The following is a 26,712-nucleotide window of genomic DNA, read 5'->3' as shown; positions in this document are numbered from 1 at the left end:
CTGGGATTGAGCCGTGGGCGAGCAGGGTTCTCGCGGTTCCGCGGGACGCCGCCCGCCCGCGGCGTTCCCTTTCGTAACAGAACGGCATCTTCGAAGGTTCTCGGGGCCCACCCCTCCCCTGCCCGCGGTGCCTGTGGGACGATCGTCGCGCACCTCCCATCCCCCCAGGAGATCCCCCCGTGCACAGATCCTTGCTCCCCCCTGCCCTGTCCGCTCTCACCCTGGCGCTCGTGCTCGGGCCGGTGTCCCCGGCCGCCGCCGTCCCCGTCGATCCGGCGCCCTCCGCCGCGCCCGTGGACGGCACCGACCTCCCCGAGGTCACCGACCGGATGATCGTCAAGTACGAGACCCCCCTGGCCCAGGGCGAGAAGGACCGTGTGCTCGAGGAGGCCGCCGACGCGGCGGACGTTCCCGAGGCCACCGACGCGGTCGAGATCAAGACCACCGTGGACGGCGCGGACGTGGTCGAGCTCGCCGGCGAGATCTCCACCGGCGACGCCGAGAAGCTCGCCGAGGAGATCGCCGCCGACCCGGCGGTCGCCTACGCCGAGCCCGACCGCCTGGTGTTCACCGCGGAGATCTCCACCGATCCCGACCTCGACCGGCTGGGCTCCACCGCCGCCGCGGCCTACGACGCCGACTACGGCTACCAGTGGGGCATGCAGGCGCTCGGCACCCCCATGGCCTGGGACACCGCCACCGGCCGGGGCGTGACCATCGGCGTGGTCGACACCGGCATGGCCTACCACCCGGACCTGTCGCCGAAGATCGTCGGCGGCTACGACTTCGTCAGCGACCCCACGATCTCCAACGACAGCGACGGCCGGGACCCCGACGCCACGGACCCCGGCACCTACTCCAGCGCCGGGCAGTGCTGGAGCGGGTCCGCGGCCATGAACTCCAACTGGCACGGCACCCACGTCGCCGGCATCGCCGCGGCCGCCCGCAACAGCATCGGCACCGTGGGCGTCGCACCGGACGCCCGGCTGCTCAACGCCCGGGCCCTGGGCGCCTGCGGCACCGGCTACGTCTCCGACGTCGCCGCCGCGGTGGTCTGGCTGGCCGGCGGCGCCGTCGCGGGGGTGCCCGCCGCCCCGCGCCGGGCGGACGTCATCAACATGTCCCTGGCCTTCGGCGGCTCGTGCGGGCCGACGTTCCAGTCGGCCGTCGACACCGCCTACAGCCGCAACATCCCCGTGGTCGTGGCCGCGGGCAACTCGGGCCTGAACGCCTACGGCTACGCCCCGGGCAACTGCTACAACGTGATCACCACCGGCGCCATCACCTCCGCCGGCGCCCGGGCCAGCTACTCCAACTGGGGCGCAGGGGTCGACATCTGGGCTCCGGGCGACGGCATCCTCTCCTCCGGCAACAGCGGCACCAAGGGACCGTCGGCGGCCAACAGCACCTGGCTGTCGGGCACGTCGATGGCCGCCCCGCACGTGGCGGGGACCGTGGCGCTGATGAAGCAGAAGAACCGGCACTTCACCGCCGACCAGTACAAGCAGCTCCTCCTGGACTCCGGGGACCCCTTCACCGAGGGCAAGACGCTCAACACGCACGACGGCCTCTACATCACCTCGGTGTTCAAGGACGTCTTCTGGGGCGCCCAGTTCTACGACGAGATCGCGTGGGCCCACCGGCGCGGCATCTCGACGGGCTGGGTCGCCGCCAACGGGGCGCGCACGTACCGGCCGGTCCAGGCGATCAACCGCGACGCGATGGCCGCCTTTCTCTACCGCATGGCCGGCTCCCCCGCCTACACCCCGCCGAAGGTCTCGCCCTTCAAGGACGTCTCCACGACCCAGATGTACTACAAGGAGATGGCGTGGCTGCGGTCCGAGGGCATCTCCACCGGATGGAGGGACGGCACCTACCGGCCCTTCGAGCCGATCGAGCGCGACGCGATGGCCGCCTTCCTCTACCGCATGGCCGGCTCCCCCGCCTACAGCGCCCCGGCGGTGTCCCCCTTCAAGGACGTCGCACGCGGCACGCAGTTCTACACGGAGATGTCCTGGCTCCGGGCCCGCGGGATCTCCACCGGCTGGACCGACGGCACCTACCGGCCGTGGCAGCCCATCAACCGCGACGCGATGGCGGCGTTCCTCTACCGCCTGGCGCCCCTGGTCTGACGCCGGCCGGGTCCGCCCCTCCTGCCCCGTCGGCCCCGCTCCCGCCCGGAGCGGGGCCGGTCCCCTCCCGGCAGTCCCCGGACCCGTGCAACGCCCCTCCGGGCCTGGCGCACCCCCTGCGGCGCGTTGCGTTCGCAAAGCACTGGGGTCCGCCCATGATGAGCGAGACCCTCCGAACGAAGGCCCCCCGATGAGCGCCACTCCCCCCTCTTCCGACCCCTCCCGCCGCACCGTCCTCGGCGCCGGGGCCGCGGCCGCCGTCTCCGTCCTGCTCCGCGCGCAGCACGCCGCGGCCGAGGAGCCGACCCCGGCGCCGACCGTCCCGGAGCAGCCTGCTCCCGAGCCCACGGCGCCGGAGCAGCCGACGCCGTCGCCGCGGCGGGACCTCGTGCTGTGGGGCTCCTCCTCGGCCGCCAGCCACGCCTACGACCGGTACCCGGTCGGCTTCCGGCCGGTGCGGATCCACGAGGCGCTCGCCGTCCTGCTCGGGGTGGCCGGCAGCACCGAGGGCGTTGCCGGGCACCAGTCCCACCACACCGTGGCGATGCGCCGCTACGACCGCCCCTACCGGCCGGACTTCGCCTACCTGGGCCAGGGGGGCGTTCTCCCCTCCCAGGGGAAGGTCGTCCTCTCGGTCCTGGACGGGCGGATGCCCACCGCCTACCGGAGGCTCCCCGGAACCGTCGCCGGCGTGCCGTGCAGCATCGAGGCGGTGCCCGGACGGCGGAACAAGGTCTTGCTCCGCCGCGAGGGGATCGGCGAGGAGGTCGTCGTCGGCTCCGGCCCGCAGAGCTGGTGGCACACCGGCCTCGAGGCGGCCCACCGCGGGAAGACCCACCTGATCTGGACCGGCAAGAACAACATCATGGACGTCAGCGGCGTGCTCGCCGACACCCGGGCCGTCTTCGAGGTCGAGCCGGCCACCTCCGTGGTCATGGGCCACTTCCCGAGCTCCTGGTACTGGGAGAACCCCTCCGGTGCCCTCGCGAGGCTGCGGCAGGTCAACGACGCCTACCGGGCCGAGTACGGCCGCCGGTACTTCGACGCACTGGCGGCCCTGCGCGACCCCGCGCTGTGGAAGGTGGGCGACCTCGCCCGCTTCAGCATCGGGACCTCCCCTGCCGACAAACTGGCCCTGGGCCGGGGCATGGTCCCTCCCTCGCTCATGGCTCCCCGGGACGGGCTCCACCTCAACGCCCTGGGCAACCTCGTCATCGCCCACGGCCTGGCCCGCTTCCTGACCGGCGCCGCCGGCCTGTACTGAGAGGACGACCGGAATGGCGACCTTCACCGACGTGCCCGCGGGCACCAAGTTCTACGCCGAGATCGAGTGGGCCGCGAGCCAGACCCTCCTGCGCGGCTGGCCCGACCGGACCTTCCGCCCGCTCAACCGGATCAACCGCGACGCGATGGCGGCAGCGCTCTACCGGCTCGCCGGCGAGCCGCACTTCGTGGCGCCGGCCGTCTCCTCGTTCCCCGACGTCGTGCCCGGCCAGCAGTTCTACCAGGAGATCCACTGGGTCGCGGACCGTGGCCTCCTGCGGGGCTGGACCGATGGGAGCTACCGGCCGGTCCGGCCTATCGCGCGCGACGCGACCGCGGCGATGTTCTACCGCGCCGCGGGCTCTCCCCCCTACACGCCACCGCGCCTGTCCCGTTTCAAGGACGTGCAGCCCGGACGCCAGTTCTACAAGGAGATCCACTGGCTGGCGTCCACGGGGATCACCACCGGCTGGGCCGACGGCACCTACCGGCCCGGGCTGCCCATCGCCCGAGACGCGATGGCGGCGTTCCTGAAGCGCTTCGACCAGGCGGTCTGAGCGGCCGCGCCCCGGCGGCTGCGGGCGCACAGAGGGGGCGCCGGGCCCTACCTGCGGCGCAGGTGCGGGACGGTGGGTGCCTCTCCGCGCTCGGACTGTTCGTGGCGGAGGGCGAGCTGGGCGTCCCGCAGCCGGCGCTCCACCTGCTGGAGCTCGCGGTAGGCGTCCCGGCCGCGCGGGTCCTTGCCGAGCGCGTCGCCGCAGAGCTCCTCGAGCATCGCGGTCTGGTAGCGGGCGTGAGCGGTCTGCACCGCGTCGTGGGCCTGGCCGTGGCGCTGCTCGGCGTCGGTGAACAGGTGCGGCTCCGGGATCACGTTCTTGATCAGCAGCGTGGCGACCACGAGGTTCAGCACCCACGAGGACGCGATGGCGTACATCGTCAGCAGCATCGAGGGAACCGACGACGGCAGCACGTCCCCGAACCCGGTGGTGGACCCGGTGACGGAGGACCAGTAGAGGCCGACCAGCCAGTTGTCGTCGGGCTCCAGGGCGGCGAAGGCGAGCCCGCACGCGGCGAGGTTGGCCCAGAAGAGGAGCAGGGCCGGCAGCACCTCGCGGCGGATGCCGGGCCAGACGCGGCGGGCGTGGGTCAGGGCGGTGGCGGTGGCGGGCATGGTCGGTTCTCTCTCGGGGGGGGGGACGGTGCGGCGAGCGCACGGGGGATGCGGTGTCGTGGGGCCCACGGGTGCGGGGCGTGCGGGCTATTCGTCGATGGTCTCCACGAGCACCCAGGAGGCGGAGACGAGCGCGTCGAGGAACCAGTCGAGGGTCTCGGTGGTGGGCGCCAGCCCGTGGAAGTGCATCTCCAGCTGCACGGTCGGCAGGTCGGACAGGTCGAGCAGGACCTCCATCGCCCCCTCGCCGCCGGCCGGCGGATCGGGGGCGTGGACGTGGACGGTGACCTGCAACGGCACGGTCTCCAGCAGGTGGTCCTCCCGCTGGGCGGCCTCGGCGACCGCCAGCGCCTGGGCGTACAGGGCCGAGGCGCTGGGAACGGGCCCGGTGCTCTCGGGCCAGCCGATGTGGACAGCCGCGGCGCGCTCCCCGGTGCGGACGACGCGCAGGCGCTGGACGTGCGGACGGCGGGCGGACAGCTTCGACTTTTTGAGGAAGCGGCCCGGGACCTGCGTGGGCTGCCCTGGCTGGGCGCCCGGTTCCTGCTCCGGACCGGGGGTCGGCTCGCTCATGCCACCAGTCTCCCCCGGATCGGCCGCCGGTGGTCCGTGTCCTCGCCCCTCCCCGTCGAGGACCGACGGTCAGCACCACGGCTGAGCAGCCCAGACCAGCCAGAAGCCCCCGCGGCACGACGCCGTGGGGGCTTCTGCGCACCCGGAAAGGGGGACGGGTGCTCGGCGGACACCTCCTGCTGGTGGACGAGGTGTCACGCAGGCACGGGTGCTACGGGGCCGGCAGCTCGGCCGGGGCCTCGACCACGGGCTCGTCGATGACCGGCTCCTCGGTCACCGGCTCGCCAACGACCGGCTCCTCGGTCACGGGCTCCTCGACGACGGGCTCCTCGGTCACCGGCTCGTCAACGACCGGCTCCTCGACGACGGGCTCCTCGGTCACCGGCTCGTCAACGACCGGCTCCTCGGTCACAGGCCCGTCAACGACCGGCTCCTCGGTCACAGGCTCGTCAACGACCGGCTCCTCGGCCACCGGGGCGTCGTCGGTGCCGTCAGGGGTCTCGGTCTCAGGCGCCTCGACCTCGGGTGCCTCCGGCTCCTCCACCTCGGGGGCCTCGGTCTCGGGGGCCTCCTCGACCGGCTTCTCCTTCTGCAGGCCCGGTGCGTGGGCGTGGGCGGCCTCGCGGTTGGACTCCCCTGCGGCCTTGCTCTGGGCGGCGGCGGCGACGGAGCTGTCGGTGCCCTCGGACTCGGGAGCGGCGTTGGCGGCACCCATGCCGGCGCCCAGGGACAGGGCGGCGATCGCGGAGGCGGTCATGGTCTTGTGGACGAGCTTCATGCTTCTCACCATTCCTTCTTGGGGTTGGGTTGGTGGTCCGGTCTCCAGCACCGGCGACAGGGGGATCGCCGGCACAGTCTCGTCGGAGACGCGGAGCCGTCTGCGTGACGACGCTCTCCACGGTGCCATGCCCATGAAAAGGAATCAAAAGGACGCTTGGCATTTTGAGGGTTCTCCCAGATTCTGCACGCACGCACGACGGACCCGGGCCGGAGCTCGTGGAGGTCGTGCGGCGGGGTGAAGGCTGGGCTGCTTCGGACGGACCCCTGTGGAGGAGCCCACAGGGCACCGGGCGGAGTCGCAGTGGATCCGCGCCCGCCCGCCCTCCCTCGACAGCGACCGCTCCGTTCGAGCCCTCAGTCTCCTGCCATCAGCAGGGCCCCGGCGGTGAAGAACAGTTCCGGCGGGACGAGAAACAGCGCTGCCGCGATCCGCCGGTCCCGGCCCCGTGGCATCCGCCCCTTGCCCTCGACGAGGCCACGGGCCATGAACAGCAGCGCGGCGAACAGCACCGCCAGGGCAAGCAGGTTGAATCTCAGCGACATCGGCACCGGCCGTCTCCTTCCTGGGCGCTCATGGGGCGCCGGCCATCTCGAGCAGCACCCCGGGCAGAGTCGGGGACAACGACAGCCCCACCACCAAGAGGGCGACCCGTCGGTCGTGGCTGGTCCGATCGGCCCCGTGGGTCTCCACCCACCAGCGCACCACGAACAGCATCCCGGCCACCGCGAGAGTGGCGTGCCAGGCCGACGAAGGGTTCCACGCCTTCTCGGGCCGGCGCTTCTGTCGCACGGCCGGCACGAAGCAGAGGAGGGCAAGGGCCGCCGGGTGGGCCAGGAACACCCTGTCCGCGTTCACGCGACGTCCTCGCCGCCGTGGGGTCACGGTACCGCCGAGGTGGTGTGCAGGGGGAACGGCCACCCCTGTGCGGGACACGGATGTGCAGCCGGCCCGGCGAGCCGGTGCCGGCTGCCCGTCAGAGCTCTTCCGTCCGGCCCGGTTGCCGGTGCACAATCCATGCCACGAGGACTCCGCGACAGCGCTGGTGAACCAGTGCGGCGGGGTCCTCGTCGATCCGTCGAACGACCCCGGCACCGCGCCGGGACGAGTGGAGGAAGGAGCTGCCGTGAACCCCGACGAGTGCCCGATGTGCGATGCGGGCGTGATCGCCCGCTACCGGGTGAACGCCACCGGAGAGTCCATCCAGGTCTGCGACGAGTGCGACTCCGTGTGGGAGGAGACCGACGAGCTGCCGGGTCCGGCCACCGCGACCGTCGAGCAGTTCCTGACCGTCCGAGGCCTGCCGCTGCTGTGGAGCCAGCTCAGCGCGCTGGCGTGAGAAACCGGTAGCAGCACCCGGTGCCGATGACGCCGGGTGCTGCTGCCGGCCCGCGGTCAGGGCTGGGTGATCCAGGCCAGCGCGGAGGTGCGCTGGTCGGCCGGGAAGGTCCGCACGGACACGTGGGCGAGCTCGGCCGTCCACTCGGCCAGCTTCGACACCCAGGCCCCGTCGGAGACGACCGCCAGGCGGTCCGCGCGCTTGAGGTACCCGGCGGCCTTCAGGTCCATCCAGACCGCCTTCGGTTCGACGGCCGAGACGTCGACCGGACCGATGACCGCCAGCATCCGCACGCTGTCGTGGTTCCGGAGCACCTCGTCGAGCACCTGGCGCATCCGCTGCTCGTCCTCGACGGTGAGGCCGCCGTGGTAGTCGAGGGTGACGATGTTGGTGCCGGGCTGCACCGTGGTCTCCAGCATGATGGGTCTCCCTGCTCGGCGGCGTTCGTCGCGGGTCGTGCACTCCACGCTAGGCGTGTCCGGTGCCGTCGTCACCCCCCTGTTCCAGTCCCCCTGGGACTCGAAGCCGGACTGAGCGGAGCTCAGGTCCTGCCCCCACGACCAGCCCTTCCCTGCGAATGCACGACGTGCCACCTCCGTGGACTTCCCCCGGGTCACCCCTGCTGCCGACCAGGTCGACGGATGAACGGCAGAGAGGCGGCAGGGAAGGTCCCGAACGTGGGGTGGTCCATGGGGCCCATGTGCGCGGAGCAGCGCCCCGGCCGGGACAGGACGGGATCGGTGCCCGAGGGAGTCCGCCGCGCACCGTCCGGGCATGACCATCCAGACCACTGCCTCCGCTGCGAGCGAAGCCGTGCCGCCGGGCCGTAGTGTGGGCGGGCGACCGCACTCCGCACCGGGCGTCCGCGCTGCGTGACCGCCCGGGGTGCGGACGCTCCCACCGATCGGAAGGACCCCCGTGACCCAGGTGACCACTCAGCAGGACGGCACGCCCCCCGACGTCGCCGCCCGTGCCCGGGCGCTGCTCCGCGCGGCCGTTCCGTTCGCCGGCAACCTGCTCACGAGCACGGTCGGCGCGGCCCTCGGCCGGCACGTGGTCGCTCCGTCACCGGGTCCGAAGGCTCCCGTGCCCACGGGCTGGCCGGCCACTTTCGCCCACCGGGGCGGCGCCGAGGTCGCCCCCGAGAACACCCTCGAGGCGTTCCGTGCGGCCGAGGCCCTCGGCGACGTCGTGCTGGAGCTCGACGTCCAGGTCTCCGCCGACGGCACGGCCGTGTCGATGCACGACCTCACGGTGGACCGCACGACGGACGGGACCGGAGCCGTCGCGCTGATGTCCACCGCAGACCTGCAGCGGCTGGACGCCGGGCACGCCTTCACCCTCGACGGCGATACCTTCCCGTGGCGGGGGCGCGGGGTGCGCGTTCCCACGCTCGCGGAGGTCTACGAGGCCTTCCCCGAGCACCGCGTGGCGATCGAGCTCAAGGGCAACCGCCCCGGGGCCGAGGAGATCGTCTGGCGGACCATCCAGGCGGCGGGAGCTCAGGGGCGCACGCTCGTGGCGACGAACCGTACGGCCTCGATCCGGCGCTTCCGCCAGGTCTCGGGCGGGACGGTCCCCACTGCGGCCGCCGTCACGGAGTTCGCGGCCTTCCGGCTGCTGTGCCTGCTGGGCCAGCACGACCACCACGCCCTCCCGTTCCAGGGCCTGCAACCGCCGGACTCCATCCTGGGCCTGCGCGTCCTCACCCCCGGGCTGCTGCGGGCCGCCCAGCAGGCCGGTCTCCGGGTGGACGTGTGGACGGTCGACCGGGAGGACGACATGCGCCGCCTGCTCGAGTGGGGCGTGGACGGCGTCATGACGGACCGGCCGGACCTGCTCTCCCGGGTGCTCCGGGAGGCCTGAGCCGCGCCGGGGACCGTCAACAGGCCCTGTTGCAGCGCGGCCCTCTCCGAGCAGAACGACGGACACACCGCGGAAGAGGCTCCCCTGCACCCTGGATCGGGGGCCCTGATCGTGCACGATGCCGTGGTAGAAGAAGTGCCCCCACTGGGACTCGAACCCAGACTAGGCGGATTTTAAGTCCGCTGCCTCTGCCGATTGGGCTATGGGGGCGCACGCCGTGATCACGCGGTCACGGCATTCGTCTCAGGAACACTACAGGCCGGGGCGCCGCCCGGTCGTGAGCCCGGCTCCGCCGGGGCCGCGCGCCCCAACAGTGCGGACAGACAACGATTTGCCGGAGCACACATGCTGAGGAGGAACAGACCGCCCGCAGGGAGGACTCCCTGCCCGACACCTCCCCCGCCTGTCCGGGGCCCGTGATCCCTCCGCTCGCACGAGGCCCGCACCGCGCCGAGCCCACCGGCCACGAGCACCATCGGAGGGAACACCCGTGGACCACCTGTCCGGCACCCTGCTCTTCACGGGCGCCCTGCTGCTGTCCTGCTCGGTGGCCACGGCGGTCTGGTCGCTGACGCAGATCGTCCTCGAGCTCTCCGACTGGCGCCGCGCGCACGGGACCCGGCCACGGTCCGCCGTCGCGCGCGGCGCCCTCGCCGGGCACGGCCGCCGCGCCGTGGCCGCCGGGGCCGTGGGCGCCGTGGTGCTCGTCTGGCCCGTCCTGGCCGAGGCCACGTGGGCGCTCAGCGCGGCCCTGTGACGCGCCCTGCCACGGACGACCTGCAACCGCCGGTCGATAAGGCCGGAACGGCCCGACCCCGCCGCGGGAGGGTGCCCGGGGCGGGGTCGGGCCGGTGGGCGACCGGTCGGGTCAGAGGTTGGCCTTGCGAGGGGCCGGCGCCTTGCCCGCGGCGATCTGGAACCGCGTGCGCGGGTCCCGCTCGTGGCGCAGCGTGGTGGTGTCCCGGCCGAAGACCATGTTCAGGGTCCACTCGGTGAACACCCGGGCCTTCCGGTCCAGGGTGGGGATCGCGTAGCCGTGGTAGAGCCGGTGCATGGCCCACGCCGCGAAGCCAGAGAACTCGATGCCCTTCTCCGGGAGGCCGGGCAGGCCCTTGATGCTGGCCACGCCCTTGTAGAGGCCGAGGCCCGCGACCGCGCCGAGGTTCTCGTGGTAGTAGTCCTCGAGCGGCTTGCCCGCGCGGGCGGCCATGATGTTCCGGGCCATGACGTGGGCCTGGCGCACCGCGTGCTGGGCGTTGGGGACGCAGAACCCGCCCACGCCGCCGCCGGTCAGGTCCGGGACGGCCGCGACGTCGCCGGCGGCCCAGGCGCCCTCGAGGGGGCCGTCGTCGCCGGTGATGCGCAGGTCGGTCCCGGCGCGGACGCGGCCGCGCTGGTCGAGCGGGAAGTCCGTGCTCTTCACGAGCGGGTTCGCCTGCACGCCCGCGGTCCAGATGAGCGTGTCGGTGTCGAACTCGCCCGCCGGGGACTTGTCCTGCATGTTGATGAGCTTCAGGTGCTTGTCGACCGCGGAGTCCAGCGACGTGTTGAGCAGCACCTCGATGCCGCGGCTGCGCAGGTGCGCGACGACCTTCTCCGCGCGGTCCTCGGAGACCTCGGGCATGATCCGCCCCATGGCCTCGACGAGGACGAAGCGCAGGTCGGAGACCCTGAGCCGCTCGTTGCGCTCCACGGCGGAGCGGGCCATGTCCTCGATCTCGGCGATCGTCTCGGTGCCGGCGTAGCCGCCGCCGACGACCACGAAGGTCAGGGCCCGGCGCCGCGCGTCCTCGTCGGCGGTGAGGGAGGCGACCTCGATGCGCTCGAGGACCCAGTTGCGCACGGCGACGGCCTCCTCGATGGTCTTCAGGCCGATCCCGTTCTCGGCGAGGCCCTCGATCGGGAAGGCCCGGGTGACGGACCCGCCGGCCACCACGATCTCGTCGTAGGCCAGCTCGAAGGTCTCGCCCTCGTCGATGCCCTTGACGGTCGCGGTCCGCTGGGCGTGGTCGACGCCGAGCACGTGGCCCGTGACGATCTCGCAGTCGGGGAGGTGCTGGCGGTGGGGCACCACCGCGCTGCGGGCGGAGATGTTGCCGCCGGCGACCTCCGGGAGGAAGGGGAGATACATCATGTACGGGTTGGGGTCCACCACGGTGACGACCCCGCCGGAGTCCTTGATCCGCTTCTGCAGTTCCTGCGCCACGGTGAATCCGACGTAACCGCCGCCCACGATCAGGAGGCGCGGCCGGTCCTTAGCCAGTTGATTGAAAGACATGCCCCCGAGTCTACTCAGAAAGCTGACGACGGCAGGACCCGAGGACGGGCCCGGGAACAGCGTGTTGCGGCGGGCCTCAGGGGGTCCGGCCGGCCTGATCCCGGACGATGTGGCGGATGTGCACCGCCGCCCCGGCGGTGAGTCCGAGCACGAGCAGGCCGAAGCCCGTGAGCACCACCACGGGGAGGAGCCCGGTGCTGTCGATGGGCGCCACGGGCTCGGGCGGCGCGATCTCCGCCTCGACCTCCTCCGTGACGGGGACGGCGCTCGCCGTGGCGGCCGGCGCGGGGCTCGCGGAGGCGCTCCGGCGGTGCACGCGCACCCACTCCCGCACGCTGCCCAGGGGGTTCGCCCCGACCTCCGGGACGTCGTCCGTGAGCGCGGCCTCGACGTCGAGCACCCCGTACCCGTAGAGGGGGTCCTTGCCCGGCTCGCCGGTGTCCCGCGCCGTCGAGACGAGGCGGTTGGCGACCTGGGCGGAGCTCATCTCCGGCCACTTGGCCTTGATCAGGGCCGCGGCGCCCGCGACGACGGGCGCGCTCGCCGAGGTCCCCGCCCAGGTGGCGTAGCGGTCGCCCGGGACGGCGCCGACCATGTCCTCGGACGGGCCGGCCACGGCGATGGAGATGCCCTGCGAGGAGGACTCCCAGCTGGCCTCGCCGCTGCGCCCGACGCCGCCGACCGTGAGGACGCCCGGAATGGTCGCGGGCGCGCCCACCTGCACGAGCCCCGACCCGCGGTTGCCGGCCGAGGCGACGACGAGCACGTCCTTCTCCTCGGCGTAGACGAAGGCCTCGTCCCAGCTCTCCGGCCAGGACGTGGAACTGGAGCCCACCGACATGTTGATGATGTCGGCGCCGTTGTCCACGGCCCACCGGACGGCGTCGGGGATCTGCTCGTCGACGCTGCGGACCTCCGGGGTCTCGTTGCCCAGCCAGGTGGACACCGCGAGGATCTCGGCGTCGGGGGCCACGCCCACGATGCCGGCGGGCCCGCCCGGGGCGTCGTCGTCCTTCCCGCCCTCGGGGACGTGGCCGCGGCCGGCGGCCACGGACGCCACGAGGGTGCCGTGCTCGGGCTCCGCCCCGAGGCCCTGCTGCCCGTCGGCGGCGCCGCCGCCGGAGACGTCGGTGCCGCCGACCACGGCGCCCGCCAGGTCCTGGTGGGCGCCGTCCACGCCGGTGTCGATGACGGCGATCCGCACGCCCTTGCCGGTTGACTGCTTCCAGGCGTCCCGGATCCGGTACTCGTCGAGCCAGTACTGCTGGGCGCGGATCCCGTCCGCCCCGATGCGGGAGGTGTCCGGGGCGGGGGTGGCCCCGTCCGGGGGCGTCGGGGCCACGGTGACGGGGTCGTCGACGGGGACGCTCGGCGCGGGGACCGGCGCCGCGGGGCGGGCCTCGGCGGGCTCCGCCGCAGGCAGGACCAGGGCGCCGCCGACCAGGACCGAGGCCGCGCCGAGCGCGCCCCACCGCCGCGGGGCGGCCGGGCGGGGGCGGGGACGGCGTGCGGCGGTGGAGGTCATGGGTCCTTCCGGGTGGGGGTGCCGGCCCGCGGAGCGGTCAGCAGAGCTGGGACAGCGCGATGCCGTCCAAAATATCGTGTTCGCTGGTGATCGCCGAGTGCACGCGTCCGCCGGTGGCCGCGCCCACGCGCTCGACGATCCGCCGCCACACCAGGGCGCCGCCGCCGATGACGTCCACGCGGCCCTCGTGCATGTAGGGCAGCGCGGCCCGCTCCGCGCGGGTCATGGCCGTGAGCTCCCGGCACGCCCGGTCGATCCGCTCGGCGGGCAGCTCCGTGCCGTTGATCACCTCCGGGTCGTAGCGGGGCAGGCCCAGGGCGTGCGCCGTGACCGTGGTGATGGTGCCGGCTACGCCCACGAGGCGGGTGGTCTCGGCCAGGGGCACGGTCTGCAGGACGGTGTCCACGGCGTGGTCGACGTCGCGGAGCACGGCCGCCTGCTGCTGCTCGGTGGGCGGGTTGGACCCGAGGTGGCGCTCGGTCAGGCGGACGCAGCCGATGTCCACGCTGCGCTCGGCGCACACGCCCTCGGCGGTGCCGAGCACGAACTCCGTGGAGCCGCCGCCGAGGTCGACCACGAGCAGGCGGTCCTCGGGCGAGCTCCCGCGCACGGCGGCGGAGGCCCCGAGGAAGGACAGGTCCGCCTCCTCGTCGCCGCTGATCACCTCGGGGGTCACGTCGAGCCGGCTCCGGATCCCCTCCAGGAAGACGTGCCGGTTGCCGGCGTCGCGGGTGGCGCTGGTGGCCGCGAAGCGCAGCTTCTTCACCTTGTGCTTCTTCAGCAGCCGGGCGTACTCCTCGGCGGCGGTGAAGGTGCGCTCGAGGGCGGCCTCCGCGAGCCAGCCGGTGGCGTCCACGCCCTGGCCGAGACGGACCACGCGCATCTCGCGCACGACGTCGTCGAGCGCCGTGCGCCCGTCCTCCTCACGGGTGTCGGCGATGAGCAGTCGGATGGAGTTGGTGCCGCAGTCGATGGCGCCTACGCGCATGGCAAGTCCTCGGGGAGACGGGATGGGGGGCAGGGGTCAGGCGTCGCGCCAGGCGGGGTCGCACGAGCAGGCGCCGGGCGTCCACCACTCGGCGATCGCGTCGAGCGTCTCGTCCCCGAGCGGGTTCACGCCGCGGCCGGCCGCGAGGGCGTGCCCGGCCAGCACGTGCAGGCACTTGACGCGCACGGGCATGCCGCCGGCGGAGATGCCCTCGATCTCGGGGACGAGGCCGGTGCCGGCCTTCGCGCCGATCCGGGCGCGCTCGGCGAGGTAGTCCTCGTGGGCGGCGCGGTACGCGGCCGCGAGGTCCTCGTCCGCGGCGAGCCGGTCGGTCATCTCGTACATCAGCCCGCCGGCCTCCAGCCGGGACACGGCGGAGGTGATGACGGGGTGGGCCAGGTAGAAGACCGTGGGGAACGGCGTGCCGCCGGCCAGCCGGGGCGCCGTGGCGGCGACGAGGGGGTTGCCGCACGTGCACCGGGCGGGGATCTCGACGACGTCGCGGACAGGGCGCCCGAGCTGGCGGGAGAGCACCTGCAGGTCCAGGGGGGTCGCCTCGACCGTCGCCGCCGTCACGCCGAGGCCCCGCGGGCCGCCGCCGTGCTCGTGCTCCTGCTGCTCGTGCTCCTGCTGCTCGTGTCCGTGCTGATCGTTCACGCCGTTCCTCACTCCGCGGCCGTGCCGCTGGTCTCCGTCGCCGCGTCCTGCGGCGCCTCGCCGGGGGTCTCGCTCCCCGTGCCGTTCCCGGTCTCCTCGGGCGCGCCAGTGCCGGCGGCGTCCTCGGGCCGGGGTGTGTCCTGGGGCTCCGTGCCGGTCTCCGGGACCGCGGTCTCCCCCGTGCCCGCGGCGCCGTCCGCGGGCTCCGCGTCCTGGTCGCCGGCCGCGCCGTCCGTGGCGCCGTCGGCCTCCCCCGGCTCCGCGTAGGCGGAGGCCACGACGGAGCCCCACAGGGCGTCGACCCACGCGGGCTTCTCGGCCTCGGCCTGGGCCGCCGAGGAGTCCACCACGGCGCCCTCCATCTCCTCCGCGCCCACCACGAGGTAGGACCGCTCCCCCGGCATGACGTACAGGAGCCGGTCGCGGGCCTGCTGCTTCACGTAGGTCTCGTCCGACCACTGCTCCACCTGGCGCTCCAGGGAGTCCTGCTCCGCCTGCATGTCCGCGATGGAGGACTCGAGCGCGGCGATCTCGGCTCGCTGCTCGAGGAAGATCTTGGTGGTGGGCGCCGCGAGGAACACGATGAGCACGGCCACCAGCGTCAGGGCCAGGAACCGGCCGCTGAAGGTCCGGGCCGGGGTGGGCTCGCCCGCTGCGGTGGACCCGCCGCCCCGGCGCAGGGCACGGTCCTCGCGGCTCCGCGCGTCGTCCCGGCCGCGCAGCAGGCGCGTGGTGCGGGGGCGGGGAGCGGGCATGGGGACCTCACGGCGCGGGAACGGGGACGGGCACCAGTGTAGCCCCAGCCCCCGGCCGGACCGGTCGCGGACCGGTCGTCCCGGGGAGGGCTTCGACGACGACGGCGGGGCCGGCGCGGGCCGGCCCCGCCGTGCGGCCCCGCCGTGCGGCCCGCCCCGGGTCACCCCCGGCGGACGGTGTCCTGCTGGATCACGTCGCCGCGGGGCGCCCCGCGCGGGACGCCCCGCAGTGGGTCACTTCGCGACGTAGCGGGGGAACGCGGCAGCCCCGGCGTAGCGGGCGGCGTCGCCGAGCTCCTCCTCGATGCGCAGCAGCTGGTTGTACTTGGCCACGCGCTCGGACCGGGCCGGGGCGCCGGTCTTGATCTGCCCCGCGTTGGTGGCCACCGCGATGTCGGCGATCGTGGTGTCCTCGGTCTCGCCCGAGCGGTGGGAGATCATGCAGAAGAACGTGTTGCGCTGGGCCAGGGAGATGGCGTCGAACGTCTCGGTGAGGGAGCCGATCTGGTTCACCTTCACGAGCAGCGCGTTGCCCGCGCCCTCCTTGATGCCGCGGGCCAGGCGCTCGGGGTTGGTGACGAACAGGTCGTCGCCCACGAGCTGGACCTTGGTGCCCACGGACGCGGTGAGCGCCTGCCAGCCCTCCCAGTCGTTCTCGTCCAGCGGGTCCTCGATGGACACGAGCGGGTAGTCCCGCACGAGCTCCTCGTAGTACGTGGCCATCTCGGCGGCGGTGCGGGAGCGGCCCTCGAACTGGTAGGCGCCGTTCTCGTGGAACTCGGAGGACGCGACGTCCAGGGCGAGCGCGACGTCGGTGCCCACGGCGTAGCCGGCGCGCTCGATGGCCTCGGAGATCAGGTCCAGGGCGGCGCGGTTGGACTCCAGGTTCGGCGCGAAACCGCCCTCGTCGCCCAGGCCGGTGGACAGCCCGCGCTCCTGCAGCACGGCCTTCAGGGAGTGGTAGACCTCCACCCCGGTGCGCAGCGCCTCGGAGAAGGTCGCCGCGCCGATGGGGGCGATCATGAACTCCTGGATGTCCACGTTGGAGTCGGCGTGGGAGCCGCCGTTGAGGATGTTCATCATGGGCACCGGCAGGACGTGGGCGTTGGGGCCGCCCAGGTACTTGTAGAGCTCCAGGTCGGAGGCGTTCGCGGCGGCGCGGGCCACGGCCAGGGACACCCCGAGGATCGCGTTGGCGCCCAGGTTGCCCTTGTTCTCCGTGCCGTCGAGGTCGAGCATCGTCTGGTCGACCAGGCGCTGGTCGGTCGCGTCCAGGCCGATCACGGCCTCGGCGATCTCCTCGTCGACGGCCTTCACGGCGTCGAGCACGCCCTTGCCGAGGTACACCTTCTTGTCGCCGTCGCGGCGCTCGACGGCCTCGAACTCACCGGTCGACGCGCCGGACGGGACGGCGGCCCGTCCGTAGCTGCCGTCCTCCAGCAGCACCTCGACCTCCACGGTCGGGTTGCCCCGGGAGTCGAGGATCTGGCGGGCGTGCACTGCGGTGATCATGGCCATGAATTGCTCCTGACGTGAGTGGTGGTGCGATCGGTGGAACACAGGGGTGGGCGCGTCACGGGTGCCGGGCCCACGGGATCCGGGGGACCCGGCCCGCCGCGACGGGGCCGGATGCGCCCGGCCGCTCCCAGCCTAGCGACTCGGCGGGCCGTTGCCGCGGTGGACGTCCGCCCGTGACGGGGTCAGGCCCCGTCGTGCTCGCGGACGTAGGCGCGGACGGCGCCCCGCAGCGCCCGCTCGGCGTCGAGCCCGCGGGCCGAACCGGCGCGCACGAGGGCGAACAGGGCCTCGCCCAGCTCCTCCTCGGTGCGGGGACCGCCGGGCGCGGCGGGCTCGGGCGCGGCGGGCTCGAGCCCGTTCTTCCGGGCCCGGGCCAGCGTCTTCTCCGCGAGCGCGAGGCCCGGCAGGTGGGGCGGGATGCCGTCGAACGGACCGGTGCGCTCGGGCTTCTCCGCCTGCTTGAGGTCCTCCCAGCGGGAGTGCAGCTGGTCGAGGGTCTGCTCCCCCGCCACGTCGCCGGAGGCGCCGGGGCCGAAGACCTGCGGGTGCCGCCGCACGAGCTTGGCGGTGATCGCCTCCAGCACGTCGGCGACGTCGAAGCCGCCCTCCTCCCGGGGGCGCTCCTGCGCCACCCGGGCGTGGAAGACGACCTGCAGCAGGACGTCCCCGAGCTCCTCGACCAGCAGGCCGGCGTGGGCGGCGGGCCCGCCGTCGGCCTCGACGGCCTCGACCACCTCGTAGGCCTCCTCCACGAGGTAGCGCACGAGCGACTCGTGGGTCTGCCGGGCGTCCCAGGCGCAGCCTCCCGGGGAGCGCAGGCGGTCCATGACGGCCACGAGCTCGGCGAACCGCTGCCCGGTGCGCTCCGGGACGCCGAGCGCGACCGGTCCGTCGTCGGTGCCGTGTCCCTGGCTCATGCGTACAGCCCCTCGAAGCCCTCGGTGATCAGCCCGTCGAGGGCGCTGCGGTCCTCGAGCGGCAGGAACGCGGCCTCGGCGGCGTTGCGCTGCAGCCGCTCCAGGTCCTCGAGGCCGTAGCCGAAGTGCACCACGAGCAGCGCGAGCTCGTCCGTGACCGTGGTTCCGCTCATCAGCCGGTTGTCCGGGGAGATCGTGACCGTGAAGCCGGTGCGGTAGAGCATGTCCACAGGGTGCTGGTCCGGGCGGTCGCCGAACGCGGCCACCGCCCCGGTCTGCAGGTTGGAGGTGGGGCACACCTCGAGGGCGATCCCCCGGTCGCGCACCCACTGGGCGGTGCGGCCGAGGTCGACGACGGCGACGTCGCCCGCGAGGTCGATGTCGATGTCCTCCGCGATCCGCACACCGTGGCCCAGCCGCAGGGCGCGGCCGGTGGCCAGCGCGTCCCGGATCGAGGCGACGCCCGCGGCCTCCCCCGCGTGCAGGGTGACGGGGATCAGCTCGTCCGCGAGCAGCTCCAGGGCGGCCCGGTGGCGGCTCGGCGGGAAGCCGTCCTCGGGGCCGGCGAGGTCGAAGGCCACCACGCCGCGGTCGCGGTTGTCCACGACCAGGCGGGCCACCTCGAGGGAGCGGTCCCCCTGGCGCATGGCGCACAGGATCTGGGTGACGGACACGATGTGCCCGGCGTCCTCCGCGGCGAGCACGCCCTCGGAGAGGCCGAGCCGCACGGCCTCGACGGCCTCGGCCATGGACAGGCCGCCGGCGGTGTGCTGCTCGGGCGCCCAGCGCACCTCGGCGTGCACCACGCCGTCGGCGACCAGGTCCTCGACGTACTCCCGGGCGCAGCGCACGAGGGCCTCCGGGGTCTGCATCACCGCGACGGTGTGCTCGAACGTCTCGAGGTAGCGCTCGAGCGAGCCGGAGCCGGCGCTCGTGCGCATCCACCGGCCCAGGGCCCCGGGCTCGTCCACGGGCAGGCGGTGCCCCGCGGCGGCAGCGAGCTCCACCACGGTGGCCGGGCGCAGGGCGCCGTCGAGGTGGTCGTGCAGGCACACCTTGGGCAGGTCGCGCAGCAGCCCGCGCGGGAGGCGGGCGGGCAGCTGCTCGGCGGGGGACAGCATCACGGCGTCGGCCTCTCCCGGCTCAGTAGTTCCAGTCCTGCAGGGCCTCGTTCATGTGCTGCGGGATGTTGGCGCCCGTGCGGGGGTACATCCGCAGCTCCTCGAGGTAGTTCTGGGCGGGCAGCCGCTCCTCGTAGCGCACGAAGGCCTCCTCGTCCGCGTAGTCGAAGGACACCTCCGGGGGGATGCCCGGGCGGAAGCGGAACATCATGGCGAGCGGGGCGCCTGCGCCCTCCACGTAGGACTCGTCCTTGAACTCCTGGACGTGCAGCAGCTCCTCGGGCACGAGGTCGAAGGTCCGGCGCTGGTCCCAGAAGCCGTTCTTGCGCACGTGCGTGAGGGCGTCGTAGTAGGTGCCGAGCGCGCGCACGCGCACCAGGACGGTGGAGACGTCCATCGCGGTGCCCTCCTGCCCGAACAGCCGCCGCTGGGCGTCCGCGAGCCGGCGCAGGACGTCGGCCTCCTTCAGCACGAGGTTGCCGTCGGCCAGCTTGTCCTGCGAGGGACGGTCGGCGAGCCCGGCGGGGGCGCGGTAGGAGGGCGACACGTCGGTGGACACCGCGGTCTCGGGGGCGGAGGAGTCGTGGTCGTCGCCCCCGGTGGTGCCGGCCGCGACCGCGGCGGCGGTCGCGGCGGCCGCGCCCGTGGGGGCGGGCGGCTCGACGTCCTCGTGCCACTCCTCGTGGTCGACGTGGTCGGGGACGCGCTGGCCCTCGGGCCCTGCGGTCTCCCGCTCACCGCGCGCCGGCTCAGCGGTCTCCGGGGCGGCGGGGACCTCGTCGGGCGCGGGGCCGGTCCCCGGGGCCGGGGTCGCCGCCCCGGCGGCCAGCGCCGAGGAGCCGTGCCCGCCGAAGCCCTGCCCCGCCCTGTCCTGCACCGGGGCGCCCTGCTCCGGGGCGCCCTGCTCGGGGGCGCCCTGCCCGGGAAGACCGTGCTCGTGCTCGGTCCGGCCGGCGGCGGCCTGCCCGGGGGTCCCCTCGACGCCGGTGAGCACCGGCGTCGAGGACGTCACGGTCCCGGGCCCCTCGCCGGCGGCGCGGTCCGGGAGCTCCTCCCCGGCGGTGTCGTGGGCGGTGTCGTGGGCGGTGTCCTGGGTGGTGTCGCGGGCGGGGCCGTGGGCCCCCGCGGCGGAGCCGGGGCGGCCCGACCGCCAGGTCTCCACGGCCTCCGTGCCGTCGGCGTAGCCGAAGGTCGTCACGACGGGACGGGCCCCGTCGTGCTCCGGGCCCACCTCGAGGCGCGCGGTGTGCCAGGCGCCCCGGGGGGACGTCATGGCCTGGCTGTAGAGGTCGGCCACCGGGTCGAAGAGCGGGGAGTCCTGGTCCACGGTGCCGGACTCGACGGCCGGGGCGGCGTCGCCCGAGGACTGCTCCGTCTGGTGGCTCATGGTGTTGCCGCGCTGCACGAGCGTGAGCACCGCCCGGTCGGCCCCCCGGGCGGTCAGGCGGTCCACGAGCGCGGCCAGCGGGCCCTCCGCCGGCAGCGGCCGGGGCTCTCCTGCCCCCTGCTCCGCGGAGCCGGCCGGCTGCTGCCCGGCCCGCCCCTCGACGTGCTGCCCGGCGGGCGGACCGGCCTGGTGCTCCGGCTCGCGCCCCGCTGCCTCCTCGGCCGTGTTCTTCCGGAAAAAGCCTCGCAGACCCACGTGGACCCACCCTTCTGAGCGCGTGCGATCGCCCTCGGTCGTCGTATCGGTTGATGCTTCCCGCAGTATAGGCGCGGCCCCGCGAGGGGCCGCCGCCGGTCAGCGGACGGTCTCCAGGACCACGCCGCGCCCTCCGGACGCCGGCTCCGGCCGGCCGCCGTGCTCCCGGGCGACGACGACGGCGCCCTCGAGCGCCTCGCGCGCCCGGGCGAAGCGCTCCGGGGTGTCGGTGAGCAGCGTGAGCAGCGGCGCGCCCGCGCGGACGCGGTCCCCCGGCTTGGCGTGCAGGACGACGCCGGCGCCCGCCTGGACGGGGTCCTCCTTGCGGGCGCGGCCCGCGCCGAGCCGCCACGACGCCAGGCCGACCCTGTAGGCGTCGAGCTCCGCGAGCACGCCGTCGGCCCCGGCCACGACGGTCTCGGACTCGCGGGCCCGCGGCAGCGGGGCGTCGGGGTCGCCGCCCTGGGCGGCGATCATGGCCCGCCACACGTCCATGGCCCGGCCGTCGCGCAGCGCGTCGGCGGGGTCGACGCCGGTGATCCCGGAGGCCTCGAGCATCTCCGCGGCCAGCGCGACCGTGAGCTCCACGACGTCGGCCGGACCGCCGCCGGCGAGGACGTCCACGGACTCCTGCACCTCGACCGCGTTGCCGACCGTGAGGCCCAGGGGCGTGGACATGTCCGTGAGCAGCGCGCTGGTGCGCACCCCGGCGTCCGCGCCGAGGTCGACCATGGTGCGGGCGAGCTCGCGGGCGGAGGCGAGGTCCTTCATGAACGCCCCCGAGCCCACCTTGACGTCCAGCACGAGGGACTGGGTGCCCTCGGCGATCTTCTTGGACATGATCGAGGACGCGATGAGCGGGATCGACTCCACCGTGCCGGTGACGTCCCGCAGCGCGTAGAGCTTCCGGTCCGCCGGTGCCAGGCCGGAGCCGGCCGCGCAGATCACCGCGCCCACGTCCCGCAGCTGGGCCAGCATCTCCTCGTTGGACAGCGCCGCGCGCCACCCGGGGATGGACTCGAGCTTGTCCAGGGTGCCCCCGGTGTGCCCCAGGCCGCGGCCGGACAGCTGCGGGACGGCCACGCCGTGGGCCGCCACGAGGGGGGCCAGCGGCAGGGTGATCTTGTCCCCCACGCCGCCGGTGGAGTGCTTGTCCGCGGTGGCCGAGCGCGCCCCGGAGCCGACGAGGGAGGAGAAGTCCATCCGCTCGCCCGAGGCGATCATGGCGTCCGTCCAGCGGGCGATCTCCTCGCGGCCCATGCCGCGCAGGAAGACCGCCATGGCCAGCGCGCTCATCTGCTCCTCCGCCACCGCCCCGCGGGTGTAGGCGTCCACGACCCACGCGATCTGCGCGGGCGAGAGCTCCCCGCCGTCGCGCTTGGTCCGGATGACGTCGACGGCGTCGAACTGCTCGGTCATGGGAGTCCTTTCGAGGGGCGGGGCGAGGAGGCGGGTCGGGTGGCCGGGTCGGGTGGCCGGGTCGGGTGGCCGGGGTGCCGCTGCCGGGCGTGGCTGCGACGCCGGAGGTTGTGGGCGGCGCTAGAGGTTGTGGGGGCCGAAGGCGTCGGGCAGCACCTCGGCCATGGTGCGCACCCCGGAGACCGTCAGCAGCCGCATGCCCGGGGCCCGGTGCTCGTGCAGCAGCTGGCGGCAGCGGCCGCAGGGCATGAGCACGTCCCCCTGGCCGTCCACGCACACGAACGCGACGAGCCGGCCCCCGCCGGACATGTGCAGGGTGGAGACGAGCGAGCACTCCGCGCACAGGGTCACGCCGTAGGAGGCGTTCTCCACGTTGCACCCGGAGACCACCCGGCCGTCCTCGGTCAGCGCCGCGGCGCCCACCGGGAAGCGGGAGTAGGGGGCGTAGGCGTGCTCCCGGGCGGCCACGGCCGCCTCCCGCAGCCGGTCCCAGTCGACGTCGCCGGGGGCAGGGGTCGGTGCTGCGCTCATGCGGGGCTCACTCCTTGGTGTAGGGCTGGCCGGAGGCCGCCGGGCCGCGGGAGGAGCCCACGAGGCCGGCGACGGCCAGGATGGTGACGACGTAGGGGAGCATGGCCAGGAACTGGCTGGGCACCGGGGTGCCAAGGAAGGACAGGATCGACTGCAGGTTGGACGCGAAGCCGAACAGCAGGGACGCGAGCAGCGCCCCGATCGGGTTCCACCGGCCGAAGATCAGGGCCGCGAGGGCGATGTAGCCCGCGCCGGAGGTCATGTCCCGGGTGAACGCGGAGACGGAGACCAGGGTGTAGAAGGCCCCGCCGAGGCCGGCGACGACGCCGCCGAGCAGCACGTTGCGGAAGCGCAGGGCGTTGACCTTCACCCCCAGGGTGTCGGCGGCCTTCGGGTGCTCCCCCACGGCGCGCGTGCGCAGGCCCCACCGGGTCCGGTAGAGGGCGAACCACACGAGCGCCACCACGGCGTACATGAGGTAGCCGATCACGGACTGGTCGAAGAGGATCGGGCCGAGCACCGGGATCTCCGAGAGCACCGGCACCGCGAAGCGGGGCAGCCGCGGCGGGGCGTTGAAGACGCTCGCGTTGGGCTCCAGGACGGTGGCGAAGAGGAACCCGGTCAGGCCGGAGACGAGCACGTTGAGCACCACGCCGACGATCACCTGGTTGACCTTGTAGGTGATCGAGAAGACCGCCAGCACGAGGGAGACCAGGGCGGCACCGACGACGGCGGCCAGCAGCCCCACCCAGGCGCTGCCGGAGAGGGAGCCCGCGACCGCGGCGGAGAACGCGCCGAACAGCAGCTGGCCCTCGATCGCGATGTTGACCACCCCGGAGCGCTCGCACAGCAGGCCGCCGAGCGAGCCGAAGATCAGCGGGATGGCCAGGGCCACGGACCCGGCCAGCAGCCCGGACAGGGACACGTCGGGGGTCCGGGAGCTGCCCACCACCCACACGAGGAAGCCCGAGACGAAGAAGAAGCCGAAGAGCAGCACCGCCCACCGGGGCAGGTGCGCGCCGGCCCGGGCGCGCAGGAGGGCGAGCGCCGTGACCGCCACGAGCACGGCGACGGTGAGCCAGCCCCAGACCACGCCGTGGACGGCGAGGTCGGGCACGCGGAAGAGGTCGCCCGCCTCCGAGACGCGGAAGCCCACCCTGTTGTCCGGGGCGTTGAACCCGAACAGGGCCAGGGCCACGAGGCTCAGCAGCGCGAGGACCACCGGGGTGCGCCAGCTGCGCACCCCCACCACCTCGTTGGCCGCGGCCGTGGAGAGCTCGTTCTCGAACGGCGGGGGCGCGACCCCGGCCGCTGTGCTGCCGGAGGCCCAGGGCGCCTGGTCGTGGCGCGGTGTCGGATGCTTCGAGCTCATGCCCGGACCCCCTCGGTGGCGGCGGAGCCCCGGCCGCGGCGGGAGCGGGCGCGGTCCCGCCCGGTCCTCAGCAGCGGCGGCAGGGCGATGAACAGGACGATGAGGGACTGCACAACCAGCACGATGTCGATGTTGGTGCCGGTCATGGACTGCATCGTGACGCCCCCGGCGCGGAACGCGCCATAGAGAAGACCCGCGAAGAACGTCCCCCACGGCTTGGAGCGGCCCAGCAGGGCCACGGTGATGGCGTCGAAGCCGAAGGACGCGGCGACGCCGGCGGTCAGCGCCCGCTCGGTGCCGGCGACCTGGGCCACGCCGGCGAGGCCGGCCAGGGCGCCCGCGAGGACCATGACCACGACGAAGCCGCGGGTCACCGAGATGCCGGCGGTCCGGGCGGCGCGGGGGTTGGCGCCGACGGCGCGCAGCTCGAAGCCCACGGTCGAGCGCTGGAGCAGCCACGCCACGAACACCGTGGCGAGCACCGCCAGGGCGAAGCCCCAGTGCAGCCGGAACTGCTCGCCCAGCAGCTTGGGGAACATCGCGGTCTCGGCGAGCTGGGGGCTGACGGGGTTCGAGGAGCCCGGCCGCAGGAACGCCGGGCGGGTCAGCAGGTAGGCGACGAGGTTCAGCGCGATGTAGTTGAGCATGATCGTCAGGATCACCTCGTGCGCGCCGGTGCGGGCCTTCAACAGGCCCACGACCGCTCCCCACAGCGCGCCGCCGAGGGCGCCCGCCACGATCACGGCGAGCAGGTGCACGCCCACGGGCAGCTCCCACGCGAAGCCGACGTACGCCGCCAGGGCGGCGCCGATGAGCAGCTGGCCCTGGGCGCCGATGTTGAACAGTCCCGCCTGGAAGGCCACGGCCACGCCGAGGCCGGCCAGGATCAGGGGGGTGGCCACCGTGAGGGTCTCCGTGAGCGGGTAGACCCGCTGCCCGAGCGTGTTGCCGTTCGGGTTGTACACGGCCCCGTAGAACATGGCCTCGTAGGCGGAGGAGGCGGCGGCCCACATGGCGGAGACCATGTCCCCGGGCCGGGCGAAGAAGTAGCCCGCGGTCTCGACGACGCGGTCGTCGGTCAGCGCGATGAGCAGCCCGCCGAGCACGAGCGCGGCGACGATCGCGAGCACGGACTGGAGCGCCGAGCCCGTCCAGGTGCGCCGGGCGGCGCCGGGCGTGGTGGCCGTGGGCGGCGGTGCCGCCTGCCGGCCGGGGGCCGCGGGGGCGGCGTCGGTGGCGCTCATGCCTGCTCCTTCGTGTCCTGCGGGTTCGGGTCCTGCGGGTTCGGGTCCTGCGGGTCGGTGGCGCCGTGGCCGGTCCCGTGGGGGTGCCCGTGCCGCTGGGCCCCTCCGAGCACCTCCTCGGCGGTGGCGCCGGCCATCATCTGGCCGAGCACGTCGCGCGGGGTGCCGGGGCCCACGACCCCCATGATGCGGCCGTGGAAGAACACCGCGATGCGGTCGGCGAGCGCGTAGACCTCGTCGAGCTCGGTGGAGACGATGAGGACCGGCACGCCCTTGTCCCGCTCGGCCACGATCTGCTCGTGGATGAACTCGATGGAGCCCACGTCCACTCCGCGGGTCGGCTGGGAGGCGACCAGCAGCTCCAGGGGGCGGGACAGCTCGCGGGCGATGACGACCTTCTGCTGGTTGCCGCCGGAGAGGGTCTGCACCGGGGCGTCGATCGACGGGGTGCGGACGTCGAACTGCTCCACGGCGCGGCGGGCGTTGGCCGCGATCTCGCCCCGCCGCAGGGACGGCCCGCGGGAGAAGCGGTCGTCGCCGTAGAGGTCCAGGACGAGGTTCTCGGACACGGTGAAGGGGCCGACGAGCCCGTCCGTGGAACGGTCCTCGGGGACGAAGCCGACCCCGGCGTCCAGCACCTGGCGCACGGACCGGCCGAGCAGCTCCTTCCCGGCGAGGCGCACCGAGCCGGTGGCCCGCTCCCGCAGGCCGAGGATCGCCTCGGCGAGCTCCGTCTGGCCGTTGCCCTGCACCCCGGCGACGGCGAGGATCTCGCCGCGGGCCACCTGGAAGGACACGTCGTCGAGCAGCTTCACGCCGTTGTCCCCGACCACGGTCAGCCCGGAGACGTCCAGGGCGCACTCCCCCGGCTCCGCCTCGTCCTTGGCGACCGTGAGGGACACGTCGCGCCCGACCATGAGGGCCGCGAGCTCGGAGGTCGACGCCTCCGGCGAGGTCTGCCCCACCACGCGGCCGCGGCGGATCACCGTGATGACGTCGGAGACCTCCTTGACCTCGCGCAGCTTGTGGGAGATGAAGAGGATGGACTTCCCGGACTCCCGCAGCTCGCGCATGATGCGCAGCAGCTCGTCGGTCTCCTTGGGGGTGAGCACCGCCGTGGGCTCGTCGAGGATGAGCACCTCCGCCTCCCGCACGAGGGCCTTGATGATCTCGACGCGCTGCTGGACGCCCACGGGCAGGTCCTCGACGACCGCGTCCGGGTCCACGTGGAAGCCGTAGCGGTGGGAGATCTCGCGGATCCGGCGCCGGGTGGTCTCGAGGTCCAGGGCGCCGCCGCGGGTGCTCTCCGCGCCGAGGGCCACGTTCTCCGCGACCGTGAACACGGGCACCAGCATGAAGTGCTGGTGGACCATGCCGATCCCGGCGGCCATGGCGTCCCCGGGGCCCTTGAAGGACACCTCGGAGCCGTCGACCAGGATGCGCCCCTCGGTGGGCCGGTAGAGCCCGTACAGGACGTTCATCAGGGTCGACTTGCCGGCCCCGTTCTCACCGAGCAGGCAGTGGATCTGCCCGGGCTCCACGACGAGGTCGATGTCCTCGTTGGCCGTGAAGGAGCCGAATCGCTTCGTGATGGACTGCAGTTCCAGTCTCATGGTCGGTGGG

26 protein-coding genes and 1 tRNA gene are annotated in these 26,712 nt (G+C 73.9%); 6 read left to right on the top strand and 21 right to left on the bottom strand.

What is annotated here, in order from left to right; translation table 11 throughout:
- Positions 1 to 179: 179 nt before the first annotated feature.
- From IEW07_RS20810 to IEW07_RS00785, 3 genes are all read left to right on the top strand, one after another.
- Positions 180 to 2,132 (top strand): S8 family serine peptidase, encoded by a 1,953-nt coding sequence (locus tag IEW07_RS20810; RefSeq protein WP_229741467.1) that lies wholly within the window; start codon positions 180 to 182, stop codon positions 2,130 to 2,132.
- Between the two features lie 190 nt (positions 2,133 to 2,322).
- Complete coding sequence (locus IEW07_RS00790; protein WP_188533928.1) at positions 2,323 to 3,396, top strand: hypothetical protein; 1,074 nt, start codon at positions 2,323 to 2,325, stop codon at positions 3,394 to 3,396.
- 13 nt (positions 3,397 to 3,409) lie between these two features.
- Positions 3,410 to 3,952, top strand: a complete 543-nt coding sequence (locus tag IEW07_RS00785) for an S-layer homology domain-containing protein (RefSeq protein WP_188533927.1) — start codon at positions 3,410 to 3,412, stop codon at positions 3,950 to 3,952.
- 47 nt (positions 3,953 to 3,999) lie between these two features.
- Here the strand turns inward: IEW07_RS00785 and IEW07_RS00780 are convergent, their stop codons facing one another.
- The 5 genes from IEW07_RS00780 to IEW07_RS00760 all read right to left on the bottom strand — a co-directional run bounded on the left by IEW07_RS00780 (position 4,000) and on the right by IEW07_RS00760 (position 6,775).
- On the bottom strand, positions 4,000 to 4,566 hold the full coding sequence (locus IEW07_RS00780) for a potassium channel family protein (protein ID WP_188533926.1): 567 nt from the start codon (positions 4,564 to 4,566) through the stop codon (positions 4,000 to 4,002).
- A gap of 87 nt (positions 4,567 to 4,653) precedes the next feature.
- The gene (locus tag IEW07_RS00775; protein ID WP_188533925.1) at positions 4,654 to 5,139 is read right to left on the bottom strand and encodes a hypothetical protein; all 486 of its coding nucleotides are present in this window, start codon (positions 5,137 to 5,139) and stop codon (positions 4,654 to 4,656) included.
- A gap of 211 nt (positions 5,140 to 5,350) precedes the next feature.
- Positions 5,351 to 5,917: a hypothetical protein gene (locus tag IEW07_RS00770; protein WP_188533924.1), complete on the bottom strand. Its 567-nt coding sequence runs from the start codon at positions 5,915 to 5,917 to the stop codon at positions 5,351 to 5,353.
- 356 nt (positions 5,918 to 6,273) lie between these two features.
- Positions 6,274 to 6,468 (bottom strand): hypothetical protein, encoded by a 195-nt coding sequence (locus tag IEW07_RS00765; protein ID WP_188533923.1) that lies wholly within the window; start codon positions 6,466 to 6,468, stop codon positions 6,274 to 6,276.
- 22 nt (positions 6,469 to 6,490) lie between these two features.
- Positions 6,491 to 6,775 carry a hypothetical protein gene (locus tag IEW07_RS00760; protein WP_188533922.1) on the bottom strand — a complete coding sequence of 95 codons (285 nt, stop codon included), beginning with the start codon at positions 6,773 to 6,775 and terminating at the stop codon, positions 6,491 to 6,493.
- 268 nt (positions 6,776 to 7,043) lie between these two features.
- On the opposite strand from IEW07_RS00760, the gene IEW07_RS00755 reads away from it, so the two are divergent.
- On the top strand, positions 7,044 to 7,256 hold the full coding sequence (locus tag IEW07_RS00755) for a hypothetical protein (RefSeq protein WP_188533921.1): 213 nt from the start codon (positions 7,044 to 7,046) through the stop codon (positions 7,254 to 7,256).
- Between the two features lie 56 nt (positions 7,257 to 7,312).
- Here the strand turns inward: IEW07_RS00755 and IEW07_RS00750 are convergent, their stop codons facing one another.
- Entirely contained in the window at positions 7,313 to 7,675 is a 363-nt protein-coding gene (locus IEW07_RS00750; RefSeq protein WP_188533920.1) for a SpoIIAA family protein, read from the bottom strand.
- 508 nt (positions 7,676 to 8,183) lie between these two features.
- Between IEW07_RS00750 and IEW07_RS00745 the strand changes: the two genes are divergently transcribed.
- The gene (locus IEW07_RS00745) at positions 8,184 to 9,122 is read left to right on the top strand and encodes a glycerophosphodiester phosphodiesterase family protein (RefSeq protein WP_188533919.1); all 939 of its coding nucleotides are present in this window, start codon (positions 8,184 to 8,186) and stop codon (positions 9,120 to 9,122) included.
- Between the two features lie 136 nt (positions 9,123 to 9,258).
- On the opposite strand, the gene IEW07_RS00740 is transcribed toward IEW07_RS00745, so the two are convergent.
- Positions 9,259 to 9,332, bottom strand: a tRNA-Leu gene (locus IEW07_RS00740).
- A gap of 280 nt (positions 9,333 to 9,612) precedes the next feature.
- Here IEW07_RS00740 and IEW07_RS00735 point away from each other — a divergent pair.
- Complete coding sequence (locus IEW07_RS00735) at positions 9,613 to 9,879, top strand: hypothetical protein (RefSeq protein WP_188533918.1); 267 nt, start codon at positions 9,613 to 9,615, stop codon at positions 9,877 to 9,879.
- 111 nt (positions 9,880 to 9,990) lie between these two features.
- Here IEW07_RS00735 and IEW07_RS00730 read toward each other — a convergent pair whose 3' ends face one another.
- The 14 genes from IEW07_RS00730 to IEW07_RS00665 form a co-directional block, all read right to left on the bottom strand.
- Positions 9,991 to 11,400, bottom strand: a complete 1,410-nt coding sequence (locus IEW07_RS00730) for an NAD(P)/FAD-dependent oxidoreductase (RefSeq protein ID WP_188533917.1) — start codon at positions 11,398 to 11,400, stop codon at positions 9,991 to 9,993.
- Between the two features lie 76 nt (positions 11,401 to 11,476).
- A complete protein-coding gene (locus IEW07_RS00725) occupies positions 11,477 to 12,925 on the bottom strand; it encodes a S8 family serine peptidase (RefSeq protein WP_188533916.1) in 1,449 nt (482 codons plus the stop codon).
- Between the two features lie 37 nt (positions 12,926 to 12,962).
- A complete protein-coding gene (locus IEW07_RS00720) occupies positions 12,963 to 13,913 on the bottom strand; it encodes a Ppx/GppA phosphatase family protein (RefSeq protein WP_188533915.1) in 951 nt (316 codons plus the stop codon).
- 36 nt (positions 13,914 to 13,949) lie between these two features.
- On the bottom strand, positions 13,950 to 14,489 hold the full coding sequence (locus tag IEW07_RS00715; protein WP_188534175.1) for a DUF501 domain-containing protein: 540 nt from the start codon (positions 14,487 to 14,489) through the stop codon (positions 13,950 to 13,952).
- 89 nt (positions 14,490 to 14,578) lie between these two features.
- Entirely contained in the window at positions 14,579 to 15,325 is a 747-nt protein-coding gene (locus tag IEW07_RS00710; protein WP_188533914.1) for a septum formation initiator family protein, read from the bottom strand.
- Between the two features lie 234 nt (positions 15,326 to 15,559).
- On the bottom strand, positions 15,560 to 16,843 hold the full coding sequence (eno, locus tag IEW07_RS00705) for a phosphopyruvate hydratase (protein WP_188533913.1): 1,284 nt from the start codon (positions 16,841 to 16,843) through the stop codon (positions 15,560 to 15,562).
- Positions 16,844 to 17,025: 182 nt separating this feature from the next.
- Entirely contained in the window at positions 17,026 to 17,760 is a 735-nt protein-coding gene (locus tag IEW07_RS00700; protein ID WP_188533912.1) for a nucleoside triphosphate pyrophosphohydrolase, read from the bottom strand.
- Positions 17,757 to 18,881 carry an adenosine deaminase gene (locus tag IEW07_RS00695; RefSeq protein WP_188534174.1) on the bottom strand — a complete coding sequence of 375 codons (1,125 nt, stop codon included), beginning with the start codon at positions 18,879 to 18,881 and terminating at the stop codon, positions 17,757 to 17,759. The genes IEW07_RS00700 and IEW07_RS00695 overlap by 4 nt, the downstream gene beginning before the upstream one ends.
- A 22-nt stretch (positions 18,882 to 18,903) precedes the next feature.
- A complete protein-coding gene (locus IEW07_RS00690) occupies positions 18,904 to 20,523 on the bottom strand; it encodes a hypothetical protein (RefSeq protein ID WP_188533911.1) in 1,620 nt (539 codons plus the stop codon).
- A gap of 99 nt (positions 20,524 to 20,622) precedes the next feature.
- Positions 20,623 to 21,942, bottom strand: coding sequence for a thymidine phosphorylase (locus tag IEW07_RS00685; protein WP_188533910.1), 1,320 nt, complete (start codon positions 21,940 to 21,942; stop codon positions 20,623 to 20,625).
- A gap of 120 nt (positions 21,943 to 22,062) precedes the next feature.
- Positions 22,063 to 22,473 carry a cytidine deaminase gene (locus tag IEW07_RS00680; RefSeq protein WP_188533909.1) on the bottom strand — a complete coding sequence of 137 codons (411 nt, stop codon included), beginning with the start codon at positions 22,471 to 22,473 and terminating at the stop codon, positions 22,063 to 22,065.
- Between the two features lie 7 nt (positions 22,474 to 22,480).
- Entirely contained in the window at positions 22,481 to 23,845 is a 1,365-nt protein-coding gene (locus tag IEW07_RS00675; protein ID WP_188533908.1) for an ABC transporter permease, read from the bottom strand.
- Positions 23,842 to 25,089 carry an ABC transporter permease gene (locus IEW07_RS00670; RefSeq protein ID WP_188533907.1) on the bottom strand — a complete coding sequence of 416 codons (1,248 nt, stop codon included), beginning with the start codon at positions 25,087 to 25,089 and terminating at the stop codon, positions 23,842 to 23,844. The genes IEW07_RS00675 and IEW07_RS00670 overlap by 4 nt, the downstream gene beginning before the upstream one ends.
- Complete coding sequence (locus IEW07_RS00665; RefSeq protein WP_188533906.1) at positions 25,086 to 26,702, bottom strand: ABC transporter ATP-binding protein; 1,617 nt, start codon at positions 26,700 to 26,702, stop codon at positions 25,086 to 25,088. The genes IEW07_RS00670 and IEW07_RS00665 overlap by 4 nt, the downstream gene beginning before the upstream one ends.
- Between the last annotated feature and the right edge of the window lie 10 nt (positions 26,703 to 26,712).

The organism is Kocuria dechangensis (assembly GCF_014636775.1).
GTDB classification, from domain to species: domain Bacteria; phylum Actinomycetota; class Actinomycetes; order Actinomycetales; family Micrococcaceae; genus Kocuria; species Kocuria dechangensis.
This window is presented reverse-complemented; position numbering and strand designations above follow the sequence as displayed.

Coding starts and splice junctions, on each gene's coding strand:
- IEW07_RS00770 (WP_188533924.1), bottom strand. CDS start 5,917: ATGAAGCTCGTCCACAAGACCATGACCGCCTCCGCGATCGCCGCCCTG.
- IEW07_RS00685 (WP_188533910.1), bottom strand. CDS start 21,942: ATGACCGAGCAGTTCGACGCCGTCGACGTCATCCGGACCAAGCGCGAC.
- IEW07_RS00670 (WP_188533907.1), bottom strand. CDS start 25,089: ATGAGCGCCACCGACGCCGCCCCCGCGGCCCCCGGCCGGCAGGCGGCA.
- IEW07_RS00725 (WP_188533916.1), bottom strand. CDS start 12,925: ATGACCTCCACCGCCGCACGCCGTCCCCGCCCCCGCCCGGCCGCCCCG.
- IEW07_RS00785 (WP_188533927.1), top strand. CDS start 3,410: ATGGCGACCTTCACCGACGTGCCCGCGGGCACCAAGTTCTACGCCGAG.
- IEW07_RS00750 (WP_188533920.1), bottom strand. CDS start 7,675: ATGCTGGAGACCACGGTGCAGCCCGGCACCAACATCGTCACCCTCGAC.
- IEW07_RS00700 (WP_188533912.1), bottom strand. CDS start 17,760: ATGAGCCAGGGACACGGCACCGACGACGGACCGGTCGCGCTCGGCGTC.
- IEW07_RS00695 (WP_188534174.1), bottom strand. CDS start 18,881: ATGCTGTCCCCCGCCGAGCAGCTGCCCGCCCGCCTCCCGCGCGGGCTG.
- IEW07_RS00790 (WP_188533928.1), top strand. CDS start 2,323: ATGAGCGCCACTCCCCCCTCTTCCGACCCCTCCCGCCGCACCGTCCTC.
- eno (WP_188533913.1), bottom strand. CDS start 16,843: ATGGCCATGATCACCGCAGTGCACGCCCGCCAGATCCTCGACTCCCGG.
- IEW07_RS00710 (WP_188533914.1), bottom strand. CDS start 15,325: ATGCCCGCTCCCCGCCCCCGCACCACGCGCCTGCTGCGCGGCCGGGAC.
- IEW07_RS00680 (WP_188533909.1), bottom strand. CDS start 22,473: ATGAGCGCAGCACCGACCCCTGCCCCCGGCGACGTCGACTGGGACCGG.
- IEW07_RS00780 (WP_188533926.1), bottom strand. CDS start 4,566: ATGCCCGCCACCGCCACCGCCCTGACCCACGCCCGCCGCGTCTGGCCC.
- IEW07_RS00775 (WP_188533925.1), bottom strand. CDS start 5,139: ATGAGCGAGCCGACCCCCGGTCCGGAGCAGGAACCGGGCGCCCAGCCA.
- IEW07_RS00730 (WP_188533917.1), bottom strand. CDS start 11,400: ATGTCTTTCAATCAACTGGCTAAGGACCGGCCGCGCCTCCTGATCGTG.
- IEW07_RS00720 (WP_188533915.1), bottom strand. CDS start 13,913: ATGCGCGTAGGCGCCATCGACTGCGGCACCAACTCCATCCGACTGCTC.
- IEW07_RS00675 (WP_188533908.1), bottom strand. CDS start 23,845: ATGAGCTCGAAGCATCCGACACCGCGCCACGACCAGGCGCCCTGGGCC.
- IEW07_RS00665 (WP_188533906.1), bottom strand. CDS start 26,702: ATGAGACTGGAACTGCAGTCCATCACGAAGCGATTCGGCTCCTTCACG.